This is a genomic window from Rhodopirellula bahusiensis, from assembly GCF_002727185.1.
Classification (GTDB): Bacteria; Planctomycetota; Planctomycetia; order Pirellulales; family Pirellulaceae; genus Rhodopirellula; species Rhodopirellula bahusiensis.
The window spans coordinates 75,954-98,091 of record NZ_NIZW01000023.1 but is presented as its reverse complement, the minus strand read 5'-3'; the positions used below and the strand labels follow the sequence as shown (position 1 = coordinate 98,091).

Genomic DNA, 22,138 nt, shown 5'->3' with positions numbered 1-22,138 from the left:
GATGAAGCGATCCCTCGGCCAGCTGATTGCTTGGATCCGTCAGCACTACTCGTCAAGAACATCCTCAGGATTGATGGGCTCTTCACGGCCTTGGTGCACGTAAACCTCTCCACCCGACTGAGTCACTTCGTTGATTGTCAATTGCCCGGTCCGTCCCCCCGGAACCTCCGCGTCTGCGAAAACTCGATTCACGAATTCGCGGACACTTGTCCACACACGACCGAGCGTGCTTTTGGTCGTCTGCTCCGTTGCTTCATCCAGATAGCGTGTGTTGGTGTCCCGCACATTCTGGCTCAATGACTCCTGAATGATGTCAGTTTGCTCGACAGAACGATAACGCCCAAAATCGACCTGGCCATCAATGTCGCTGACATCAATGGTTCTCCCGTCCACGTTCACGATATCTCGGAATTGATTGTTTGCGTTGGCAAGCAAGATGTCAGCAGGTAAGCCGACGCTTCGAGCGGTGAATGATGCTTCGCCTACTGATTCGATCGTCGTGGAAGCGTCTTGCAAGATCGCACCACCACTCGTCACGACGTCCAATTCTCCGCCAGCCAACAGCTGCCCAAGGTTCAGGTCGCCCGAGTTATCGGTGATGCGGATGTCACGACCCGTTGCCTGAACAATCCCTTGGAAGTCATTGGCAACATTATCAAGGATGACATCAGCAGCAGTTCCCGCGGATTCAGCCACAACGTTGGTCAGCCCACCGGCTTCGATACGCCCGCCAGCGATTTGCGAAATTACCCCGCCAAACGATTGAGCAATGAAGTCAACGATGGACTGAACGTTACCCAACTCCAATCCACCAACTCCGTCTTGCAGTGTCACGGCGAGTGCATTGACGCTGACGCTTCCTCGGAAGTCGTTGCCGGCTTCATCGAGCGTCACCAATGCGTTAGCGTCGAGTGTGGTCGCACCGTCGACAATCAAGGCTGATCCTGCCAGTTGTTCAATGCCTCCATTGTTCGCAATGATATCCAATCCGTTGGAAGCACTCAGAGCTCCAACGTGAACGTTGCCCGTCGTCGAGGTCAAATCAACATGGTTCCCGCTCAGATTATGGATGTTGAGGTCGCCGGTCGTTTGGGTGACGTCGACGTTCCCCACTGCGTCAATCACGCTCCCGATTGTTTGAGTGAAATCACGGAGGACTGACAGCGTACCTCCCAGATTGAGCGTTCCGCCCTGTTGATCCAGGATGTCCGTTGCTAGATTGCCGTCGAGTTGAAGTTGCCCTCCTGTTTGAGCGAGTTGTTCTAACTCCGCATTTTCACGAATCCGTAAGGTACCCGAGTTGACCAACAGGTTGTCTCCGGTGATGGAATCAACATCAACGGGGCCGCCGACCGAGTTGTCAAACGTGGGCGAGACGCCTGCCGGAAGGATGACATTGGCAACGTTGTTCAGATCAGGGATCGCTCCCCCCGCCCAGTTGTTCGGGTCGCTCCAATCACCCGCGGTGCCGCCAACCCACTGGACGCTGTCCAACCGTTCAATCGTGGCTCCAGAGTTCGCGTTGTAGGTGAGGTTGTAGTTTGCTCCACTATTTCCATCGAGAATCGTTGCGTTGGAAATAGCGAGAGTCTTTCCAGTACCGACGTTTTTATTATTAAAGTCCAACGTCACCCAATCAACAAAGTCTCCCGCAACACCGAGTTGTCCGGACAACGCGGACAGTTGATCTTGCGTCGGTGTCAACGACGTGTTTCCGTCATAGGTCTTCGTTCCCGCCGGTGCAGTCAACGAGATATTTTTGGCAGTGATGATTCCATCGGTACCCGACAGCGAACTGCCGCTGGCCAGGAAGTAGTTGCTGGCGTCATCACCCGACAAAGTCAGCCCATCAATCGTATAGGACAATCCGGTGCCCGCATTCTTTGTCAAGTATTCGCCAATTCCGCTGAGTGAGAGCGAATCGCCCGATACGTTGCCGGTCAAACTCATTCCACTGAGGTCGAACGCAACCGTGCCGTCGTAGACTTTGCTGGCGTTCGACAAGGTGGTGTTTAACGGGGCCGCGGCGACCGAGTGGCTGCCCATCACACTGATCTGATCAGAAAAGTTAGCACTGGTTTCGCTAACACTCGAAGCGATCAGGTCGTAGCTACCAACCGTCAACGCCCCACCTGCTCCAAAGGAAGCTGTGCCAGCTGCGATCGTCAATTCGGCGGTCCCGCCTGCTCCATCATCGAACGTGTAGGTGTTTCCGTTCTGGTTGGGAGCTGCTAAGTCATGAATGACGTTGCCCCCGTCCATGTACTGGGCCGAGAGGAAACTGAAATTGTCTGAGTCGCCGTAGACCGACTCGCTGTTTCCAAACCGAACGAGCAATTCTTCCGCTGGAACGATCTTAAAATCACCTGCCTCGTAGCTGATGTCGTAGTTGCCAGACGCGTATCCGCTTGGGGTGAGCACACCTGAATAGTCACCTGCGGATTCGTCCACGCCAACGCCGGTGCGAGAAACCGCCAAGGATCCACTCAGATCCGATGCCGTTTCACCCCCGACAAAACCAATGATATTGACACCCGCGAAGGTAGCCGAATCGGCATTGCCAACGAACTTGGCGTCATGATTTGCCCGAACGGTCAATGGTGCAGCGGAGATACTGCCGGTCAAGCCAACGGGTGATTGCAATTCGTAGTTGTTCGAATCAAGGCCTTGCAGATGAAGACCGCTGACACCGATTGCAATATCGGCCCCTGCGTCTTTGGAGGCGTAGTTTCCGATCGCAGTTCCACTGAGTGTCACATCATCGCCCGTCAGCGTTGTGACGGCCGCGGAGCCATTGAGTATTGCCAGTGTCGTGGCATCATACGTTTTGTCTGATCCCGTCAGCCCCGTCAGGAGAACGGACAATGGAGTGATATTGGCGGTCGCACTGGCCTGATCGGTGATCAGGTAGTTGCCAACATCCGTGCCTCCATAGATCGTGTCGGTCAACAGGACGGACTTTCCGGTGCCAACGTGTTTATTGACAAAGTTGCCGATCGTTCCGCTCGCGGTCAGATTGTCACCGGCAATCATGCCATCAAACGAGAGACCACTGGTGTCGACGGCCGTGTCCGTCTCACTGTCGTAGACTCTGTTGGCGGCGGTGATTCCGGAAACACTGATCGCCAGTGGCGTGATGCTGGCTGTCGTGAACGCTTGGTCAACAAAGCTGTAGTTGCCAACGTCAACTCCACCATAGTTGACTCCCGAGATAGCGACCTGCTTGGCTGTTCCAGCATTTTTGTCGGCGAAGGATCCTGCTGCCGAAGCAATGCTGAGGTCGTCACCGCCGATCATTCCAGCAAACGCCGCCCCCGAAACATCCAGCACAGCCGATGTGGCCCCATCGTAGATCTTGTCAGCAGCGGCGATCCCGCTAACCGTCAAGCCTTTCTGACTGATCGTCGCCAACGCCGATGCTTGATCGGTGATCGCGTAGTTTCCGACGTCAACTCCGTTGTAGCTGCTGCCCGTCAAGTTCACTGTCTTGTTTGCGGCAGCATTCTTGTCGGTGAAAGTGCCGGTGACTGATGCAATGCTCAAGTCATCTCCGCCAACCAAACCGGTGAAGCTGATCCCCGAGGTATCCAACGTTGCGTTGGTCGTCCCGTCATAGACTTTGTCGCCGGCGGTGATTCCACTGACCGACAACGCTTTCGCGGTGATGTCAGCTGCTGCAGTTGCTTGATCAGTGATCGCGTAGTTGCCTACGTCCGAGCCGCCGTAAGTCGTCCCTGAGAGGGCGACGGACTTCGCTGTGCCAGCGTTTTTGTCAGCGAAAGTGCCAACCGTTCCCGAGCCGGTGAGATCATCGCCACCGACCAGACCATTGAATGTCAAACCACTCAGGTCGACAGTTCCGTTTGTTGTTCCGTCGTAGACCTTGTCACCGACTGCGATGCCACTAACCGTGATCGCCTTGGCTGTGATGTCAGCAATTGCGTTGGATTGGTCCGTGATCGCATAGTTGCCGGCGTCCGCTCCACCGAAGGTTGTTCCGGTGATGTTGACTGTTTTGTCCGTGCCGACATTCTTGTTCGTGAATGCACCGCTTGTTCCGGATGTGGTGATTTCATCGCCGGAGATCAATCCAAAGAGAGTCAGGCCGCTGAGGTCCAACGCTGCGTTCGTTGTTCCATCGTAAACCTTGTCAGCAGCGGCGATCCCGCTAACCGTCAAGGCCTTCTGACTGATCGTCGCCAATGCGGACGCCTGATCGGTGATCGCGTAGTTTCCGACGTCAACTCCGTTGTAGCTGCTGCCCGTCAGGTTCACAGTCTTGTTTGCGGCGGCGTTCTTGTCGGTGAACGTGCCTGTGACCGTGGCAATGCTCAGTTCATCTCCGCCAACCAAACCGGTGAAGGTGATCCCCGAGGTATCCAACGTTGCGTTGGTCGTCCCGTCATAGACTTTGTCGCCGGCGGTGATTCCACTGATCGTCAACGCTTTCGCGGTGATGTCAGCTGCTGCAGTTGCTTGATCAGTGATGGCGTAGTTACCTACGTCCGAACCGCCGTAAGTCGTTCCCGAGAGTGCGACGGACTTCGCTGTGCCAACGTTTTTGTCAGCGAATGTACCAACTGTTCCCGATCCGGTGAGATCATCGCCACCGACCAGACCATTGAATGTCAAACCACTCAGGTCGACAGTTCCGGTTGTTGTTCCGTCGTAGACCTTGTCACCGACTGCGATGCCACTAACCGTGATCGCCTTGGCTGTGATGTCTGCAATTGCGTTGGATTGGTCCGTGATCGCATAGTTGCCGGCGTCCGCTCCACCGAAGGTTGTTCCGGTGATGTTGACTGTTTTGTCCGTGCCGACATTCTTGTTCGTGAATGCACCGCTTGTTCCCGATGTGGTGATTTCATCGCCGGAAATCAATCCAAAGAGAGTCAGGCCGCTGAGGTCCAACGCTGCGTTCGTTGTTCCATCGTAAACCTTATCAGCAGCGGAAATTCCGCTGACCGTCAAGGCTTTTTGACTGATCGTCGCCAACGCCGAGGCTTGATCGGTGATCTCGTAGTTTCCGACGTCAACTCCGTTGTAGCTGCTGCCGGTCAAGTTCACTGTCTTGTTTGCGGCGGCATTCTTGTCGGTGAAAGTGCCTGTGACTGAGGCAATGCTCAAGTCATCTCCGCCTACCAAACCGGTGAAGCCGATCCCCGAGGTATCCAACGTTGCGTTGGTCGTCCCGTCATAGACTTTGTCGCCGGCGGTGATTCCACTGACCGACAACGCTTTCGCGGTGATGTCAGCGGTCGAGGCTACTTGATCTGTGATGGCGTAGTTACCTACGTCCGAACCGCCGTAAGTCGTTCCCGAGAGTGCGACGGACTTCGCTGTGCCAACGTTTTTGTCAGCGAAAGTTCCAACCGTTCCCGATCCGGTGAGATCATCGCCACCAACCAGACCATTGAATGTCAAACCACTCAGGTCGACAGTTCCGTTTGTTGTTCCGTCGTAGATCTTGTCACCGACCGCGATGCCACTGACCGTGATCGCCTTGGCTGTGATGTCAGCAATCGCGTTGGATTGGTCCGTGATCGCATAGTTGCCAACGTCCGAACCGCCGAAGGTTGTTCCGGAGAGAGTCACGGTCTTGTTGGTCCCAGCGTGTTTGTCCGCAAAGGTGCCGGTCGTCCCGGATGCAGTCAGATCGTCTCCGGAAATCAGCCCATTGAAAGTGATGCCATTCAAGTCAATGATCGCCGACGTGGTTCCATCATAGACCTTGTCGCCCGATGAGATCCCATTGACGGTCAAACTGCGTGCCGTGATGTCCGCGGAACTGGTGTTCTGATCCGAGATTGCATAGTTGCCGACGTCTGCTCCGCCGTAGACAGCGTCTGTGAGAGTAACCGTTTTGCTTGTTCCAACGTTCTTGTCATTGAACGTTCCGGTGATGCTTGTTACTGAGAGATCGTCTCCGACGACCATTCCATTGAAAACTGCTCCCGCCAGCGGCGTGGTGGCGACGGTTGTGCCGTCGTAGACTTTGTCCGACGATGCCAGCCCGCTCACGCTAATCAATTTTGCAGTGATGTCACCTGTTGTGTTGGCAGTGCTGACACCGCCGAGCGAATAGTTCGTAGCATCAGTTCCGGATAGGGCTAGCCCATTCACCGTGACTGTTTTATTGGTTCCGACATTTTTGTCGCTGAATGAGGCTCCCGTATTGCTCATCGTTACAAGATCCCCGAGCTCAATCCCAGTGAGCACTCCGCTGGCTGCAAGAGCGGAATCCGTCGTGCCGTCATAGACCTTCGTGGATGCGGCGAAGCCACTTGGAGTCAGCAACTTTTGATCCACAGTGATTGCGTCAAGATCGTCGACGACGTTGTATCCGAGTGCAGTGAGCGACGCATCTGTTACGTCATAGCTGCCCGCCTCTAGCTTGCTGGCACCGGAATAGGTCGGTGAAACAATAGCGAGCGTTCCAATTGCGTCGCCGTTTACCAAGCCGGTAGCCGAACCAGTTGGCGTCGGAGCATCGACGCCGTAGGTCGTTGTTGCGTCATTGGCGACGATCGTCGCCGTGGGTTGCTCACGGTAGATCGCCTGCATCCCCGCCGTCAGCGGAGTGCTAAAGTTGGATGCGGATTCATCGCTGTTGTACCGAAAATCACCTGTACCAGATCCGACGAGGCTGGTGAGTCCCGTGCTATCGTCAATGCTTCCGGTAAACAAACTGGCTTGTCCGGCAACTCCAGTTGTGATCGCAGGGGAACTGTTGATGATCAGGTTGCCTCCGGTTGCAGTCCCCGCGTCCGCATCTCGTCCGGCGTTCAAAACGATTGCTGACACCGTGGTGTTGGTCGTTGCAACATCCTGACTGACCGTTAAATCACCTGCGAGCGTCTCCACAGCGACAAGTCCCGAGGCTGTGATTCCATCCGCCAAGACGCTACCGATCTCGACTGCATTGCTGTCCACGTAGTGCAAGTCACCCACGCCGCTGGCGGCGATCGTTGCGACATCGTTCGTCAACTGATTCAATTCGAAATCACCGCCACCGGACAATTCAAGTTCACGTGAAAGCAGAGTTCCGGCGATGTTCTGAGTGACATCATTGGCGGCATGGAGATAGATCGCGTTGTCATTGGAGTTGACACCAGCATGTAAATTCAGGTCGCCACCGAATAAGCTAATATCACCTTGGATCGATAGACTGGACCCAATGGTGATGTTGGCTGTGTTGCCAAGTTTGCCAATGGTCAACCCTGCCAGCGATCCTCCAAATGTCGTTCCCGTTGTATCGAGTGCCGACGAGAAGCTCGTGTTAAGCGGTTCGAGGAAGACCGAACCTGTGCCAATATAGCTGGTCGAGGAAAGACTCAATTGGTCGGTTCGCAAACGTAACGAACCATCAACCGCTGTGGTTCCGGTGTAAGTGTTCAGCCCCGAAAGCACCAGTTCGCCACTGCCTTGTTTGACTAGGTTGCCCGATCCAGAGATCACGCCGGCGAGCGCCCCTGATGAGTTGTCGCCAAATGCGGTCAGTGTGCCGGCACCCAGGGTGATGTTCCCGAATCCACCGAACGAGGTCACGGTTTCATTGAATCCGGCAAGGTCCCAGGCGGCGCCCGAATCAATGGTGACCGCCACCGCGTCATGAATTGCACCACTTTGGTTTTGCGTCAATGTTCCGCCGGAAATCTGCAAAGCACCGGTGAACGAATTGGCCGCTTGCAGTGAGAGCGTTCCGCTGCCCTGTTTGATCAATCCCCCTTCTCCAGTGATGACACTTTGCCAGATTGAAGTTTCATCCAAATTCAGAATCAAAGATCGGGACGCGGCCAGCGACATCGACTGAGTGCTGAGATACCGCAACTGACCGGCGGCATCAATGTTGACATCACCATCCAGCACGCTCATCTCATGGTTTGCGCCCCAAAAGATAGAGTATTGGTCCGCTACGGTTGCCGCGTTTCCGGTCAACGACAAACCACCGAACGCTTGGAGACTGGTGTTGTTTGGCGAGACACCTCCATCGGCCAAGATTCCAAATCGGGTTGTCGTTCCACCCGTGTGCGTCACGCTACCCAGAACATCGATTTGGTTTCCAAACAGCTGGCTGGCATAAAGCAAAACGCCACTTGCATTGTCCGCTCCCGTGTAGGTGCTGATACCACGCAGAGTGATGTCGCCAGCGGTCCCGTCAAGAACACCTGCGATTCGAGTGTCTAGGATCGCGTTGTGCAGTGAAACACCTGAATGGAATCGACCGGAATCATCCACCAAAGCTTGCCCCGAAGCAAAGCCGTCTGGTGTTTGGTCAAAGTTTGAATCCAGACCACCAGCGATCTGCAAGTCTCCACCTTCGGTCGATATAGTCGCACCGGATTGAATGTCGATGTGGCCGACTCCGTCAGCATCACTGTCGGACCAATAGGTCACCTTCCCGCCATCGGTTTCAACATCAACGTTCGCGGATTGCACAATGGCTCCGGTCGATCGGGCGATGAAGTCGCCGCCGTTCGTGTTGACATTGTCTAGCAGCGTGACGTCACCGCCGACCATCTCAGCATCACCGTTGATTATCAAATCGCCATCTAAAGTGATGTTGGCCGTGTTGCCGTCCTTTCCAACTAACAAACCAGTCAGGTTTGTTGAGAGTGTCAATGTTTCTAGTGGCAAGGTGAATGGTGCCGCGAAGGACGTGTTCAGCGGTTCGATGGTCAATTCGCCAGTCGTGTCGATTGACACGGCCTGTGGAAGCGATAGCGAGTCGGTTCGCAATAGGATGTCGCCCGCGAGGTTCGCCGTCAGATCACTCGCAAGAGTCAGTGTGGTTCCTTCCAGGTGAATGTCTCCATCTGCCGACAGACCTGAGCTCGAAATGTTCAGATCCAAAGTGCTGGTCGCGACAAAGCCTGAATCGTAGGTCTGCGTGCCAGTTGTAATCAGCGAGTCACCGCTGATCGTTACTCCGGCACTGGTCACATCCAGCGAGGCGAGTGCCTTTCCAGCCCCGATTCCGCCCATCGTCACCAAACCGGTTGTCCCAGCGTCGATGGTGACAGCGGCGGGCGCCGAGTTCGTTTCTCGAACGTAGCCAAGAACGTCGTAGTCACCGGTTTGGGTCGCGGCAAAAGTGGTGCTGGAACTGAGGTCATTCCAAAGCCCCGAATTGCCGTAGAGTTGCCCGACTGATTCACCCGCAACGGAAGGACCTCCGTTGGGCTCGCCAGGACCAAAGTTCGCAAACGCTCCCGGTTCAGCGGAACCACCCCCAGCGTCAACTTCCGTCCAGAAGTGTTGGCCGGATTCCGGGCCGTCAGCCCATTTCCAATCCAGCGGCGTTGCGGTATCTCGGTACGCACCAATCCACGCACCCTGATATCCCGCTTCGATGCCAGCGATTGCGTTCTCCAATCGAGATGTGATCGTGACGAGGTAGCTTTCACCAAGCAGACTTCCGCCAGCGGTTCCATTCCTCGCGTCGGTACGAGCCCAATCCCAGGAGCCAGCCCCATCGGGGCCATCAACGAAGTCGTATTGGTTCCCCGAATTCAGCAGACCTGAAAAGTCGATGTCTCCGCCTTTCGAGTCGAAGGTGACTCCAGCAACGGACGCGTTGGCGATGATCGTTTCGCCTTGAATCGCGATGTCACCACCATCCGTGTCGAACGTCTGAGCCGCAGCATTGGTGATGTAGATATCGCCCCCGACTTGTACATTCACTCCATTCAGTTCCGCAACGTTTCCATTTCCGGTCGTGAAGTTCCCGCCTGCCGTGACGAGCGATTCTGCCCGAAAGATGTTGATACCATCACCGGAATCATCGGCGTCGGCCCACAACTGGACGTTTTGCGAACCTGCCACCGTGTCGATGTTTCCATCCAAAACGATGTGACGGTCTGCTTTCAAAGTTATGTCGGTGTTTGCACTACCAACGCGAGCGATCAAGCCTCCCAAGTTGATGTCATTTCCACCGGTGATCGTTAAATCACCACCCAGCGTGATTGCACCGTTGATGTTGACGTCAGCTGACGCATCCACCAACAAACTTCCAAGCGAACCAGCGGAACTCAGATCCAATGTCGCACCCGATTCGACCGTGATGTTACGACCGAACAACTCCAATCCACCGTCAATCGCCAGCGAATCGTAAAGCCGTATGTCTTGCGACAAACCCGCCTTCCCAAGAGACAGTCCGCCGAGCAAGTTGAGGTTCGAAATCACCAACCAATCAATGTCCGCGTTGACACCAGTGAAAGTGTTTGCACTCACACTTCCATCAAAGTCCAGTTGTGAACCAATATTGGCCCATATGTCGTTCGGGCAAATTCGCAAATGACCATACAAATCGACATTCAAAGTGCCTCCATCGAAGTCGTCGCCTATGAGCGTGATGTCACCAGCGCCGCCGTTCAACAAGCGGGTCCCGCTAAGTCCAATCCCATCGATGCCTGTATCGAAACCCAAACCAGCCCACAACAGGATGTCTCCACCACCGCTGTTGATGTCGCCAAATAGGTCCAACGCATTGTGGTTGAATCCGCTCGCACCAACCGAGGCTCCGTCACCCACGGTCAACCCATTCCAATCTTGACTGCCTCCGTCGCTACCACTTCCGCCAGCCCAGAAGTGTCCACCACCAGTCGTGATGTTTCCCAAAATGGACGTCCCACCGGATCCGGTGTTGTGATAGTCCGACCAAAGAATCGTATCCAGCAATGCGCCTCCGCTGCTGGTAATGCTTCCAACGACTTGAACGCGACCATCGGCCTGCGCGGTCAGGATCGAACGATCACCACCGGTTTTGTAGATATCACCCAACAACTGAATGGAATTGTTGGTCGCAAGATTGGATTTAAAGAGCAAATCGCCGGTTGAAGTGCTGGTCAGATCGTCGTTAAGAGTCAACTCACCCCCCAAGGCGGAAAAGCCACCAGCAAGCGTGAGAGGGTCATTGAATGTCAGGTTCGCGGTGTTGTTGATCTTGCCAAATACCATCGAACCGAAGGTTGCACCGAAGTTCCAGTCGTCGTCGAACACCATTGCTTTGGTGAAAGAAGAACCCACCGATTCAATCGTTAGTCCACCGAGACCTTGGATTGAGATCGAACCGTTGCCCGCGTTGGTGAAGTGTTGCGAAATCGAGTTGGCTTGGATCAGAATGTCGCCGCTGAACGGGTTGATACCGTCGTATCCGATCGTAATATCACCCGCCACGTTGTCGGCTGCGAAGCGAATTGCATTCTCATCGGCGGCGGCTTCTTGCGAATTGACGCCACGAAGAGTGATATCGCCGGTTTGCGATGTGACCAACAACGCTCCAGCCGAACCAGGTTGCAATTGCAATCCGGAAGAGTCACTTGTCGCGCCGTCACGGAAGGTCGCAGTGCCGTCCAACGTGATGTTTCCACCAACCGTCGCAATGTTGATCTCGTCGGATCCGTTGCTCGTCATCAGTGCCAAACCGTGTCGCCACCCAGAACCGGAGTTGTCGGCACCAATACCAATGATATCGATGTCGCCGTCTCCAGTTGTGATGCTGACATCACCACTGGCGGTCAACACGTTGTCGATCTCTCGCCCAATCCAAACACCTGATCCGTTGACAAATTCGCTCGTATTCGCGAGCTCACCAGTGATCGATATATCTCCGGTAGAACTGGTCAGCGACGAACCGCCTGCCAAGTGAACTCCCACCGCGTTGTCGACGTTGAGCCCAAGCTGATCTTCAACCAAACCATCCAACGTGATGGAACCGGAGCCGGTTGAAATGCTGGTGCCATTCAATTCGATCCCAAACACTTCGTCGAAGATTGACAAGGATCCTGACGAACCAGCGCGAATGAGAACGTTCCCGCCATCGGTATCGATGTCGGTGTTGAGGATCTCAGCTCCGTTTAGCAACCCCAACAGATCTCCAGCCATCGCTCGTCCAGATCCGATTGCGATGTCAGGCTCTCCGTCCGATGGTGTCCATGTCGTGGCTGATCCACCGGTGATTGCCAAGCCGCCACCGTTTGTGTGAATTGTCGTTCCGACAAGACCGCTACCGATTCGAACGGTTCCGGTGCCCGAATTGTCTTGGTCCGCCCAAAGCACCACATTCAGTTTGTTCGCATTCGAATTTTGCGTGGCATCAATGGTGACGCCCGCATCGAGAATGATGTTTTGGTGCGCCTTCAAGCTCAGCGTTGCATCGCCCGACATCGCACCAGTGATCAAATCACTGGTCAGCGTGATGTCGCCCAATTCCAGATCACTGCCCAAGCCGCCTAGTAACGGCAGATCGACGGTTGTATCCACCGTGACATTTGTTCCGGAGTCCAACGCCCCAACCAAAGTGACCGAAGCGGCAAGGTCGATGATGAAGTTGTACGGATCAATCAGCCAATCGCCGCCCTCACCATTGGGAGCCCCCGCGTCGACACGAACTCCGGTCGTGTCGACTTGTGCCCCTGACGTTTCAATCTGCCCGCCACTGCCTGACAACTGTCCGGCTCGAGCGATCAAGTTTCCAAACGCCCGAGTCACAGAATCCTTGTTGAATACATCAGACCAAAGAACGATCGTTCCGCCGTCACCATCCTCGGTTGCCGATGCATCAATCGTTGCTCCCGTCTCCATCGCGACGGATGTCGCCTGCGTCATCGTCCCGGAACCCTGCCATTCACCGCCGACCAGAACGGTGCCGCCGCCATGTGATCCGGTGGCATCGACTACAGAGTTCTCCTGCAACGTGATTCGGTCCGCCTCCAGATGCACCTTTCCACCTTGCTCGCCACTTGCGAGTTGGCTTTCAATGGTTCCATCGTGCAGAATCTCACCACCGGGATTGACCAAGTACACTTCCCCGCCAACCGAAGCTGCACCCGTGGCTCGAATGGTCCCCGTATTCTGAATCAATCCGGCCGCAGGGCTGATGCCGCTTGCGAGAGTGTCCATTGACGCTTGGACATAGGTGACTCCGTTGTCCAAGGTCACCGTTCCACCAGCCGAAAGCGTGATGTTGCCGCCATCCGATGCGATCATTCCATCATTCGCGATTTCGTTCGCAATCAGATGTGCTCCACCGGAACCAGTTTGAATGGAACCTTCGTTGACGATGGATGCATCGCTTCCGTCGTTGGTGAATACAAGCGGTCCACCATTCAAGAAGGATTCATTCGTCACGTCGAACGTTGACGCCGTGAATCCGTTGGTGTTCACCATTCCAGACGAATTGACCATGATGCCTGAAGGATTCACCAGCATCACATTGCCATTCGAATGAATCGCACCTGCGATGGTCGACGGCATGTCAGGTGTCGTCACTCGATTCAAAATCGCAGCACTGGAATTGGGCAGATTGAAATTGGCAACGTTGCCAGCACCGACGTTGAATGAATCCCAATTCACGATGGTGCGAGATGAGGTTGCATTGACATCCATCATTCCCGCGGCCTGGGAGATCGCGGCTTGACCGGCCACGACATTGGCTCCAGTAGGCAACGCGGGTGCCTGAGCAACGATGCTGCTACCATGCCCGGCTACGAGCCCTAAGATTGCCAGTCGCAGTGCGTTGCGGCGTGAACGTGCGGATGTTATTCGGCGGCGCGCAGCCTTCTTCCCAAGAATCATTCTTTTGCCCCAAGTTAGTTCCACCGAAGAAATCTCTGCTCGATGCCCTTGAGCAATTTCTTCGATGGCAGTTTCGTGCCCTTCATTTGGTGCCCGACGCAGCCTCTGCAGCGGGAACCAACCTAGAGAATTTTCGCCGTTTTTTGGTGACTTGCTCAATTTGATAAGCTATGAACCGCAGGAAAACGTTGCCTAACAGGTACTTTGTCCAGCCTGATGCGGTTGCGCGGTCTCTCCTTCGACCGACCGGGGCCCGAACAATCCATACAAACGGATCAATAGCTAGAACACGATCTTGATTTGCAGCGAGCAGCTGTTTCCGAAAGAGAAGGTTGATCCGGTCCTTTCGGTTAATGCGATATCCCTGAAAGAAGGGGAAGTGAGTCGTGGGGGTACACGACTCATAGAACGGGCTATACAAGGAAGTTGCGTTGTGGGGCAAACACAGCATTCCGTGTCGATCGATCGGCGCGCAGTCATTCGGGCAGTTTTCACCGTTAGCATGGTGTTATTTGGTGGCGTTCAATCGTCCGCTCAAAACTACGAACGGTACGCACCGCGTGCAGCAACCGAAGCGGACAATCTGCTTCGGCAGACACCGCCGGCCGAACTGCCAGAGCAAGACGAGCCGGATGTCAAAGGTGATGACCGCGTCCTAGTCCAATCCTGGGATGCGGTCCGGTTCGTCAACTCAGCCGACAAGATCATCAAAGACAAGTCCATCGATTCGCTCGAAGGCATTCACTACGACTTCGATGTCTGTCGATCGGTGTTGTACGGCGAGGGGACTCGCCAAATTGTTCAACGCTATCTCGGCGGCACGATCACACTTCGTAAGCTGAACTTGCTTGCCAAAGACCTCATCCTGCACTATCGCGAATGCAAGTTCCCGATTGTTGATGTGCAAATCCCTGAGCAACGCATCACCGGCGGCACCGTCCATTTGGTAGTCATCGAATCCAGGGTTGGTGACATCAGGATCCAACCCGGTTGCTATTTCGATCGCGAGGAACTCTCCCGATGGATTGAATGCACACGCATTGGCGATCGCATCTATGAGCCGCCGATTGAAAATGACTTGTTGTGGCTCAACCAAAATCCGTTTCGACGTGTCACGGTCGATTTCGACAAAGGGACTCAGCCTGGAACAACCGACGTCATTTTCGAAAGTCATGATGTTCGACCAATCCGCGGATACGTCGGAGCAGATGACACTGGTGTGGAAACGCTGAACTACGGACGGCTCTACACTGGCTTCACCATGGGCAACATGTTCGGCAAAGGCGGCATCTTAGGCTACCAATACACATCCGACCAAGAGTTCCGATACTTGCACGCTCACTCGTTGAGCTACTCTCAACCCATCAGTCGCAGATGGTCCGCGAACACTTTCGGTAGCTTGGCAAATGTTTCGCCAAAGTTGGGCGGTGGCCTCAATCAAGACGGCCAGAGCTGGCAGTTGGGAGGCGGGATCACTCGGCACCTGATTCGAACTCGAAAAGACATCGCCAATCTTCAACTCGGGTTCGACTTCAAGAGCACGGACAATAACTTAGAATTCGCTGGTTCCACAGTCTCTGACTCAGCCGCTGATTTGTTCCAAATCAGCCTGAAGTTCGATCGTATCGTCCGGGGTGAACAACCTGAGGAGTACGCGGTTCTCAGATTGGAGAGCTTTTTTGGTCCCGGCGGAGGAATGTCCGGACCTCACTCCTCAGAAGCGTTCAACACGATCCGTCCGGGCACCTCACCCGACTACGCCTACGGGCGGTTGCGTCTAGAAGAATCTCGTTTTGTGGGACGCAACTACCAATTACTCAGTCGATTGACCGGCCAGGTAGCATCGGAGCGATTGCTATTTAGCGAGATGCTTGGCATCGGTGGCTATGACTCGCTGCGTGGTTTTGATCAACGTGAGTTCAATGCCGATCATGGGTGGATCGCGAACTTCGAGTTCGGTCCGCGTACGAAACGCTGGGGATGCGAACGACAACCACGGATTCTGAGAACGTACGCATTCGCCGACCTGGCCAACGGCTACTTGGTCGATCCAATCGCTGGTGAAAACGCTTACGAATTTGCAATGAGCACCGGCGTTGGAGCACGCTTCCAAATCAGCGACGTCCTGATCGCTCGAGGAGACTACGGCGTTGGATTGGTCGACCTCGACAGTTCAGGCCGCTCCAACCGATTCCATTTCGGCGTGACCTGGGTTCCCGGCCCTCGTCCCTGATTGCAACCTCGACCGACGTTTCAGTCGGCTGATACAGACGTCTCAGCCGGTTGTGCGAGGGTCAATCCCGGCGGCGTACTCGGCATCTCGATGCGTTCATCGGACACATCAAGACGGTACATCAATTGGTTGTAGTTGTACCGGGGAACGGGAACCGTCGTTCCCGAGAATGTATTGACGAACGTTCCTTCAAAGAAAATCGTTCGTCCGCCATCCCGCATCAACTCGGGATGTTGCTTGGGATTGTAGAAGTCCATGTTCTGTCCTGGTCTGGCATGAGTCGCCACCTTCCGGCAATGAACCCACGGACCTTCGGGTGCATTCGCCGTCGCAAACCAGACCTCACCCAAGAAGCTATCACCGCCTTGCTCGCAGAAGAGCATCGTCCAACGCTTCAAGAAAGGATTCCAGGCAACCGACCCATTCGCCACACGAACCGGATTGTTTGAGGCGACGTCTCGCAATGCAAACAGTGCTTCTTCCGGTTCGAGCAATCCTTCGCGAATCAGCGTATCGATCTGCTTTTGCGAGATTGGTTGCTGTCCTCGTTTCCAACTGAAGCGAATCCTCCCACCTTCATCACGTTCGATCGAACCATCGGCAGCGTAGCAAGTCAAACCTTCGTATTCGCTCGGATTTGTCACCGATTCAAAATCAGCGTGCACGCGAACAGTTGGTGGAGCGCCAATGTAAAAGTATTCCGTCCCATTGGCTGTCACTCGTATCGGATGATCTCGAGGGTACAGGCGTGACTCAGTGGGTAGCGGCAAACGACGGTGTTCGACGAAGACATCTTCGGCATCGTCGTAGACCATCAATCCGGTCTGAGCGACTGAGAAATCCTTGCGAGCGGCCACGTAGCGAGCAACCAGCCGCTCCCGTTGGTTGCCGTCACGCACGACCATCAAACCATCGACCCAAATTGGATGGCTGCCATCTTGTTCCACACGAGCCATTGGGTGAACGAATCCGCCAGGCTGACGCAGAAAGTAGGTGAAAGGGATGCCAATGTTCGCATCCAAGTCAGACGGCAATGGCGACGTCGCACCCGTCATGCTGTAATTGCCCAAGGCAAACTTCACTTGGTTCGTGTCCTGCCAGAACCAACGCATTTTGCCGTTATAGATCACGGTCTGGACCGAGTCAGATCCCGCCACTTGCCCGTTGAGCAACGGAACATCCAGGGGCGGCGCTTTGCCAAGCAACATAGTATCTCGGTAGATACCGACTCCGGTTTGTCGGTACAACCGCTCCGCGACATTTGTCCGTTGGAGTTCCACGACGGATTCGCTGCCGGGTGTGGTTGTTAGTGCGACGCCGCTTGTCCCATACGGACCAACCGGACTTTCGTATCCCCAACTGCTGACATCAAACCAAACCTGCTGGCTCATCAAACCAGGTTCACGATACGCGACATAACCGTTGCTATCGGTGAAATATCGAGTCTGGTCCGTCGTTCGCAGTTCGACCAACGGGATGCCGCGACCGGTTTCGCGATCCACAACACGAATGGCGAAATACTTTTCCGGTTCCGCCTGAGCGTTCTGAATCGAGATCAGGCTGAAAAGAACCCACGTCCCGGTGCCCATCATTGCGGCGAAATGGCGAGGCGACGTGAACATCAACTAAAGCTCGGTGACGAACGATTTGAGCTTCTGCAGACGGTCTTCGTTGATGCAGTAACACACCTTCGGGCCATCCACCTCGCCCTGGATCAATCCAGACTCTTTCAGGATCTTTAAATGCTGTGAGACGGTCGACTGTGCAAGTGGCAACTGATTCACAATCTCGCCGCACATACACGCTTCTCGACCGATCAGAAACCGAACGATCTGCACGCGAGCCGGATGAGCGATCGCCCATGCGAGCTTGGCGAAATCCTCCGCCGTGGGATCGCTTTTCAGCTTCACCGGAGTTGAATCGCAGGATTTCTTCTTCGTTGTCTTTGCCAAACCGTTGCCTCACTGTTCTTTATCGTTGATCTGCGATCGATGCTAGCTGGAGCAGCCGCAGCGGTCAACGGTTTGGAGGGCACAAATTGCGTTCAAGCCAAGCTTTCGAGAAAATTCCAACGTGCTTGCTGGATAGAAATGACTACGGAAGATATGGCCAATAGGTGAGCTTTCCATTGTGGTGAGCGACGAATCGAACGTCGCCATCTTGCGAAACCACCACGGCAATCGACTGGTTCAGCCCATTGACCAACCGGTAGGCAGAGCGATGTCGCGTGCCGGCCGAATCGGCTCGTTCAGCAACGGTCTGGTGCCCCTCGATGTCAGTCGCTCGATGAATCGTTTGGACTGGCGTGTCACCAAGGATCTCTCCGCCGAATCCGATCAATCGAAAGCTATGGTCAAGAATCAAAGCTCCATCAACCGTCATCATGTCCGCCAGAAAGTGGCTGAAGTCGATCAACTGATCGTCAAAGCGTCGCAACTCCGCATCGCGGAATTGCTGGTAGTCGCTCCAAGTCAAAATGGCCAGCTGCCGCGTTTTCGCGACCTCCAAAGCTCTTGCCATCAGTCGCACCATCATGCCGTGGTAGAGCAGCGTCGAATCATCGGACTGAAACTGTACGCGAAAACGCAACCATTGCTCGCACGTTCCATCTTCGTGTGCCCCGTTTGGCAGCACGACCATCAATCCGCCGTGCCGTCGATTGCGGACCAATCGAAGCACCCGCCGAACAACACTTTGAGCCAAATCTCGTACAAACGATTCGCAAACCTTGGTGGTGACAGAGTTGTTGACATGGTCCTCCGGAAGCCGACTGAGCATCGCCTCCCGTACGCTTGAGAATCGGCCCGAGATCCATGTCGATCGAAACGGATCAAATCCATCGATCAACAACTGGCCTTGGTTGGTCTCGAGAACTCGCATGTACCCCGAGGATGCAACCAAGTGCCCAGGCCGGATCGCTTGGACAACCAAATTGGGAGGCAGCGAAACACCGTCAAAACGACTGCCTTCAACTCGGTTGACCCATTCGGTTCCGGTCACCACCAAGCCCCAAATCACCAACACGCCCGACTCATCCGTCGTGACGGCGAGCGCGGCACGATAGAAGTCCGCCGCAGCATACAGCTTTCTTAAATTGTGCGGGCTTAGGATCGCTGGTTCCGCAAATGACAACACATGAGGCTGAGGTTCCTGGATCGCCATGCCTCGCAATTGCGTGGGGCTCGCGTAAATCACGCGACAACGAACCGGCGTGTCTTCCTCCCGCAACAAGCTTGCTTGATAGCAAACATCCAACAAAGAAACCATGGACGCTGTCGACGGAAGCAACTCCAACGGGAACCCACGGGATTCCCATTGTTTCGCTAGCACCGCCGCCATTTCGGCGGGGTAAGAAGAGAACTGATCCATGCTTTTCGCGGTCCCCGACAAGACATTTTCAACTGAATGGCATCCATGCTGCTGCGTGCCTTCGTTGACAATGTCCAGATCGACCGAGCTTCCACCGTCAACACGCAGCAAAAGACTGCATCAAACGGAATGGAAAAGTCAGGCCAGTCGCAGCAGGCAGCTTCGTTCGAGGGGGCACAAACGCAGCGATTTGTCACAAGCAATCGCTGGGGCGTCGACTTTCAAGGAAGACAGCGATTTACTCGCAACTCGAAATCGTGCAGGTAGTCTTCCCGCCAACGATTGACCGTTTTCGCACCGCGATGAGGCCCCTCCGAGGCCCCCATGGCTGGGTCGTCCGTCCACCAATTCGGTAAGTCCGCGGATGGTTGATTGGCGAGCTTTGGTGACGGGTTCGCAACCGTGATTGATCCGCGTTGACCGTCCAGCACTGTTGAGTCGCTCTCGATTCGAAAGTCGTATCGATTGGCGGCCTTGGGACAAAACCGAAATCGAACCATCGAGTCATCACCAAGGTGACCTTCCAAACGCTGGTTCTCAACCACCAAGACTGCCCTCGATGGACGATCGCTTGAATCGATCGCTAGCCCCAACTCCAAAACGCCAAAGATCTCCATTCGATCTTCTTCGACTGGCATACGGTCAAGACGAAGCATCGGTCGTTCCCAGGCTCGGACAAAGCGTCCACCCCAACTGGGCCTGGATGGATCAGAAGGATTTCCGTGCAACAACCAAGCGACCGTGGGTGTGTCACCCATTTTGATGTCGGCCATTTGACGCACAAAGAATTCACCGAGCTTTCCTCGGCCTTCGATTTTCGATGCGACGAAGCCTTTGTTGCTCCAGTCACCCGATTGATTCCCGCCGACAAACCAACCTCGGTAAGTCGAGTTCGATTCGATCATCCACAATTGCGGATGGTTGGCAACAATGTACTGGTACGCGTCGGCCGACCACTTCTTATTGGGGCCACCAATCCAGTGCACACGCAACTTCGGCAAGATGTCGGGCGAGTCATGCAGTGCCTGAGCCAGATCTTCCAAACCGCCCCATACCAACACATGCAGCGGACGCGAATCCTCGCGATTTGCACACTTGATGATCCAGCGAGACCCTTCGGTTGACTTCCGGAAACCCGCGTACGGAGCCCGCTCGATTTCACCTTGCTTGGTGATTCCGCGGAGTTGATCTGCCGTCGGATAGCCATCGGAATGCTTCCGCAGATTTCGATAGTCCGCTTCATAGCAATCGATCACTCGCAGGAGATCGCTCTTTCGCCCATCACCAAAAGGCGAAGCAATGAGACCTTCGATGTCCAGCACATCCGCATACAACAACAAGTGCACCATCGACTGAAAGTCATCCGGGTCCGTCCCGCCAATATCAGTCGAAACGATGACTCGATGCCGCTCGCCGACGTCTGACACCAAAGCATCTTGCGCCGCTACAGGCCGACTAACACCGGCCAGGACACACAAAGCAAGCAGACATCTCACCAAACGGTTGGTCATTTCACAACATCCACGATCACACGAGCGTAGCGGGTCAGCCGAGGCGAACCATGATCCGTGACCGCCACGATGAAATGCATGGTACCAGTGCCCGGCGGCATCACTGTTCGCGTCGGAACGGTGAACGAAGCTGTCTCGTTGTCAAAGCCATTGATTGCGACTGGACGAGCATTCGTGCTACTCGAGCAAAGAAAGCTTCCCGCTTCTGGGTAGTAGAACCATTCATACGACAGAAGATCACCATCCGGATCGCTGGATCCCTTCGCACTCAATTCAACGACGTCGCCCTTCTTCGCGGTCAGACGATTCGCGTGCGCCAAATTCACGACCGGAGGATGATTTGCATCTTCCACGGATTTGATCGTCCAGTCCATTCGTGCGGCGAAATCGTTTTGGTAAGCCTCTCGCCATCTCCAGATCGTTTCGTGGTTGCCGCGATGCCAACGGCCGTCCATTCCCAACACTTCGTCCTCGGCGTTGGACCAGAACGGACGAGTCTCGGCCTGCAAAAACCACTTCTGCATTCGCGGTGTGTACAACTCGTAGCGTCCGCCCCATCCACCCCAATCCGGGTGTTCCGATTCGTTCAAACCATTGTCGATCAGATTCAAAAAGGACGGCGTGTCACCCTCCATCAAGTATTCCCAATGCGGGTACTCCTCGCCGAGTGGCCCTTTGCGACGAATGTTCTTGTCGAGCCATTCGTTGGTCACCAACGAGAAATCCGCTCCGTCACAACGGGCGTGAAAGTAGTCACCGCTGATCCCACTCCAAGTCGCATGCTGATAGGCGCCTCCCGGATAGAACCCTGGGCTGGCCACATAGAATAGATCCGGGAACTGCTCGCGGATCCAGGGACCGCTGTCGTCCTGGTCCGAGATTGTATAAACGCGAATTTTCTGGATGAACGCTTTCAGTTCATCGGCGGTGCGGGTTTCTCGAACTTTCCACAATGCCTGAGCTAGCACGCTTGGCCCGCCCCAGGCCGTCACCCAAATTGGACGAGAGTCTTCGCGATCGACGGCCTGAATCAAGTCGTCGGATGCTTCGGAATCCTTGCCCGCACCGACGCCTTGCATGCCATAAACAGCAAGACCTTCCGTCACGCGGTCAAGAAGTTCGTCCGCAGTCGGAAACCCCGGTTCGTGCTTTTCCAAGTTGTCACGAACTTCACCGTAAGCCTTGACGATTCGGCGAATCCGATCCGGTGCCGTCCGCCGTTGCTGGTGCACCGAAGTCGTCGCGGCCAGCCCCTCGATGTCGATCTGGTTGGCGTAGGTCAGCAATCGAACCAACGACATCGCATCGTCGGGCTCATTTTCGATGTCGGTCAAAACATACAGACGAGGCTTGTCTGCATTTGCAACGCCAGCGATCGCGAGGGTCACGCAAAGAACAAGGAAAGAAAGTTGACGGTTTAATCTCGGCACGGGAACGTACTTTCAAA

7 protein-coding genes are annotated in these 22,138 nt (G+C 54.8%); 1 reads left to right on the top strand and 6 read right to left on the bottom strand.

Translation table 11 applies throughout. The annotated features are described in order from the left end of the window. Window positions 1-45: 45 nt before the first annotated feature. Window positions 46-13,428: a YDG domain-containing protein gene (locus tag CEE69_RS24535; RefSeq protein WP_233215599.1), complete on the bottom strand. Its 13,383-nt coding sequence runs from the start codon at window positions 13,426-13,428 to the stop codon at window positions 46-48. Between the two features lie 583 nt (window positions 13,429-14,011). Here CEE69_RS24535 and CEE69_RS24525 point away from each other — a divergent pair. Beyond that, window positions 14,012-15,811, top strand: coding sequence for a ShlB/FhaC/HecB family hemolysin secretion/activation protein (locus CEE69_RS24525; RefSeq protein WP_099263238.1), 1,800 nt, complete (start codon window positions 14,012-14,014; stop codon window positions 15,809-15,811). Between the two features lie 20 nt (window positions 15,812-15,831). Here the strand turns inward: CEE69_RS24525 and CEE69_RS24520 are convergent, their stop codons facing one another. The 5 genes from CEE69_RS24520 to CEE69_RS24500 form a co-directional block, all read right to left on the bottom strand. After that, window positions 15,832-17,433 carry a hypothetical protein gene (locus CEE69_RS24520; RefSeq protein ID WP_099263237.1) on the bottom strand — a complete coding sequence of 534 codons (1,602 nt, stop codon included), beginning with the start codon at window positions 17,431-17,433 and terminating at the stop codon, window positions 15,832-15,834. Between the two features lie 3 nt (window positions 17,434-17,436). Next, complete coding sequence (locus CEE69_RS24515) at window positions 17,437-17,721, bottom strand: ArsR/SmtB family transcription factor (RefSeq protein WP_008660829.1); 285 nt, start codon at window positions 17,719-17,721, stop codon at window positions 17,437-17,439. Between the two features lie 184 nt (window positions 17,722-17,905). Then, window positions 17,906-19,291 (bottom strand): putative sensor domain DACNV-containing protein, encoded by a 1,386-nt coding sequence (locus tag CEE69_RS24510; RefSeq protein ID WP_099263236.1) that lies wholly within the window; start codon window positions 19,289-19,291, stop codon window positions 17,906-17,908. 110 nt (window positions 19,292-19,401) lie between these two features. Further along, window positions 19,402-20,691: a DUF1593 domain-containing protein gene (locus tag CEE69_RS24505; protein ID WP_099263235.1), complete on the bottom strand. Its 1,290-nt coding sequence runs from the start codon at window positions 20,689-20,691 to the stop codon at window positions 19,402-19,404. Continuing rightward, window positions 20,688-22,079 carry a DUF1593 domain-containing protein gene (locus CEE69_RS24500; RefSeq protein ID WP_099263234.1) on the bottom strand — a complete coding sequence of 464 codons (1,392 nt, stop codon included), beginning with the start codon at window positions 22,077-22,079 and terminating at the stop codon, window positions 20,688-20,690. The genes CEE69_RS24505 and CEE69_RS24500 overlap by 4 nt, the downstream gene beginning before the upstream one ends. Window positions 22,080-22,138 lie beyond the last annotated feature (59 nt).

Excerpts from the sequence above, each read along its gene's own strand:
- CEE69_RS24520 (WP_099263237.1), bottom strand. The coding sequence starts at position 17,433 with ATGTTCACGTCGCCTCGCCATTTCGCCGCAATGATGGGCACCGGGACG.
- CEE69_RS24505 (WP_099263235.1), bottom strand. The coding sequence starts at position 20,691 with ATGACCAACCGTTTGGTGAGATGTCTGCTTGCTTTGTGTGTCCTGGCC.